We start from the raw sequence: 3,509 nt of genomic DNA, 5'->3' as shown, positions 1-3,509 counted from the left end.
GTTTGGCGGCGAAGCCGTCGCAAAACAAGCCGCCGTAGTTCTGCAGGTTAGCCGCGGATACGGGTTTTACGACGGCTTCGCCGCCGAACGCAGCCTTCGGCAGCTGCTACATTAGCTTTCATGCCACCTGGCAGGGTTGCGCTGAATCAAGCATTGATACGCGCCTGGGCGGCCAGGCGATTGATCGCCCGGTCGAGATCTTCCAGTGCAACGCTGGCTTTCGGGTCCTGTTGCTTGAGCAGGGTTTCGCTGCGTTGGCAGGCTGCGCGCAATTGCGGTACGCCGCAGTAACGTGTCGCGCCATGCAGGCGATGGACCCGTTCGATCAGGGCGTTGTGATCGTTGCTTTGCTGAGCGAGGCGGATGGCTTCGCGGTCAGCTTCCAGGGATGCGAGCAGCATCGCCAGCATGTCCGCGGCCAGATCTGCCTTGCCGGCGGCCAGGCGCAATCCTTCCTCGTGGTCGAGCACCAACAGGTCATGGGCGCCGCCATGCATATCGCCGGAGCGCTCCGGGCTGTGATTGCGCAGCGCCAGGCCGCTCCACTTCAGCACCACCTGCGCCAATTGCCGTTCGCTGATCGGTTTGGTCAGGTAGTCGTCCATGCCGCTTTGCAGCAGCGCGCGTTTTTCGTTGGCCATGGCGTGGGCGGTGAGGGCTACGATCGGCAGCGGCGTGCAATGCCGTTCGCTTTCCCACTGGCGGATCGCCTCGGTGCTCTGGCGGCCGTCCATGCCGGGCATTTGCACGTCCATCAACACCAGATCGAATGTCTCGTTCTGCACCGCCTTGACGGCGGCATAACCGCTTTCCACCGCGAGCACCTTGGCGCCCATGTCTTCGAGCAGGGTCTGCACCAGCATCAGGTTGGCCGGATTGTCGTCGACGCAAAGCACCTTCGGTGCACGGCTGGACACCGGTTCACCCGGCTCGCTGCGCATCGGGCGCGGGCTGACCAGGTCAGACAGAGAGCGTCGCAGCTTGCGGGTGCAGGCCGGTTTTGCCTGGAGCTGGCTGTGGGGGTTGGGCACGGAAAGATGGAACAGCGTCTGTTCCGTGGTCGGGCACAGCACCAACACCTTGCAGCCAAGATGCTCGAGGTCCCAGATATGCTGGTTAAGGCGTTCCGGCGGCATGTCGTTGCTGGTGATGCCGAGCACGGCGAGGTCGATTGCCTGATCGGTCTGGTGAGCGGCGGTCACGCCATTGGTCAGGCTTTCCAGGGTATTGAACGGTGTGGCGCTGAGGCCGCAATCTTCCAGTTGATGCTGCAACGCCTGCCGGGCCAGTTCGTGGTTTTCCAGCACCGCTACCCGACGCCCGAGCAAGGGTGCGGCGGGCAAGTCTTCGGCATCGTCGCGGGCTTTCGGCAGGCTCAGGCTGATCCAGAATTCCGAGCCTTCCCCCGGCGTGCTGTCGACGCCGATCTCGCCACCCATCTGTTCGATCAGGCGCTTGGAAATCACCAGACCCAGGCCAGTGCCGCCGGGTTGTCGCGACAGCGAGTTGTCGGCCTGGCTGAAGGCCTGGAACAGGGCGCGCACGTCCTGGTTCGACAGGCCGATACCGGTGTCCTGAATGCTGATGCGCAATTGCACAGTGTCTTCGTGTTCTTCTTCGAGCATGGCACGGGCGGCGATGGTGCCTTCGCGGGTGAACTTGATCGCGTTGCTCACCAGGTTCGTCAGGATCTGCTTGAGTCGCAGCGGGTCGCCCACCAGTGACAGCGGCGTGTCCCGATACACCAGGCTCACCAGTTCCAGCTGCTTGGCGTGGGCGGCCGGGGCGAGGATGGTCAGGGTGTCTTGCAGCAAATCGCGCAGGTTGAACGGAATGTGGTCGAGCACCAGTTTGCCCGCCTCGATTTTCGAGAAGTCGAGAATCTCGTTGATGATGCCCAGCAGGCTGTCGGCGGATTTTTCGATGGTGCCCAGGTAGTCGAGCTGGCGCGGGGTGAGCTCGCTTTTTTGCAACAGGTGGGTAAAACCGAGAATGCCATTGAGTGGCGTGCGGATTTCATGGCTCATGTTGGCCAGGAATTCGGACTTGATCCGGCTCGCTTCCAGGGCCTCCTTGCGCGCCAGGTCCAGCTCGATGTTCTGGATCTCGATGGTTTCCAGGTTCTGGCGCACGTCTTCGGTGGCCTGGTCGATGCTGTGCTGCAATTCTTCCTGGGCGTTTTGCAGGGTGCCGGCCATGCGGTTGATGCCGGAAGCCAGTTCATCCAGTTCCTGGCTGCCGAGGGGCGGCAAGCGGGTTTCCAGATGGCCGTCCTTGAGTTGAGCCACGGCTTGCTTGATCTGGCTCAACGGCCGATTGATCGTGCGGCCCATGCGCAAGGCCAGCAGTGCCGCACCGATCAGTCCCGCACTGATCAACATCAGGCTGGCGAACAGGCTGCGGTAACCGCGCAACAGCATGCTGTTATGGGACAGTTCAAGTTCGACCCAGCCCAGCAGACGGTCGGCTTCTTCGGGAATCACGTCCCCGGCCAGGTTGCGGTGTTTGCCGAATACCGGCAGCAGGTAGCGGGTCGCATCGCTGCCGCTGCGGCGCAGCATTTGCGTGCCGCTGCCGGAGGGCGTCTGATTGAGCATGGTCGGGCCGGCGTGGGCCAGCAGCGTGCGATCGGGAGCCAGGAAGGTCACGGCCCGTACGTCGGTTTGTTCCAGGGCCTGGGTGGCGATGCGTTCGAGCAGTTCGTTGTCCTGATGGCCCATGGCTGGCGCCGCCAGCGGAGCCAACTGCTCGGCGATCATTTCGCCGCGCTGCATGAGCTGGGCTTGCAGGTCAGCCTGTTGCATCCAGGTAAAATAACCTCCCAGCACCAATGCCATCAGGCTGGTTGGCAACAGGGTCAGCAACAGCACGCGGCCTTTGATTCCCAGTTTCTTGAGCACGCATCTCTCCTGCACCCGCTATTTATCGACCGGCACATGCATCCGCCATGCACCACTTGCGCAGTGTAGCGATTTGCTCGCGGGCAATCCTGGTAAAAATGGTGCCGTCATTCGTCGGCCCGGGCGACTCATTGTCGATACGGACAAACCGTGGGTTGCCCCTGGCGAGGCAATCTTGAATAATCGCTCAACTGAGAATTATTTGCAGATAGTCATGACTCCCATCACTGCCGGCCTCCCCCGAATCCTGTCCATCGAAGACGACCTTGTGCTCGGAGCCTACGTTCATGAGCATCTGGACCGTAGCGGCTTCCAGGTGACCTGGTGCCAGAACGGCCAGGAAGGCCTGGACATTGCTCGCCGGCAACCTTTCGACGTGGTGCTGATGGATATTCTGCTGCCGGGCATGGACGGCCTGGCGGTACTGACCCAATTGCGCCAGAGCCATTCCACCCCGGTGTTGCTGATGTCGGCCCTCGGTGCCGAGGCTGATCGCATCAGCGGCTTTCGCCTGGGGGCCGATGATTACCTGCCAAAACCCTTCAGCATGGTGGAGTTGCGTGTGCGCATCGAGGCCATTCTGCGGCGGGTGGCACTCGACCGCCGGCC

At 62.2% G+C, this 3,509-nt stretch carries 2 protein-coding genes; one reads left to right on the top strand and one right to left on the bottom strand.

Translation table 11 applies throughout. The features are described 5' to 3' along the window. Positions 1 to 146: 146 nt before the first annotated feature. A complete protein-coding gene (locus PMI29_RS08990) occupies positions 147 to 2,900 on the bottom strand; it encodes a response regulator (protein WP_008000861.1) in 2,754 nt (917 codons plus the stop codon). A 214-nt stretch (positions 2,901 to 3,114) separates the two neighbouring features. Between PMI29_RS08990 and PMI29_RS08995 the strand changes: the two genes are divergently transcribed. Then, a partial coding sequence (locus PMI29_RS08995) for a response regulator (RefSeq protein WP_008000858.1) occupies positions 3,115 to 3,509 on the top strand: 395 nt, incomplete at its 3' end.

Source organism: Pseudomonas sp. GM49 (genome assembly GCF_000282355.1).
In the GTDB taxonomy this organism is placed as follows: Bacteria; Pseudomonadota; Gammaproteobacteria; order Pseudomonadales; family Pseudomonadaceae; genus Aquipseudomonas.
The sequence above is the reverse complement of the archived record's forward strand: the minus strand, read 5'-3'. Positions and strand labels throughout refer to the sequence as shown.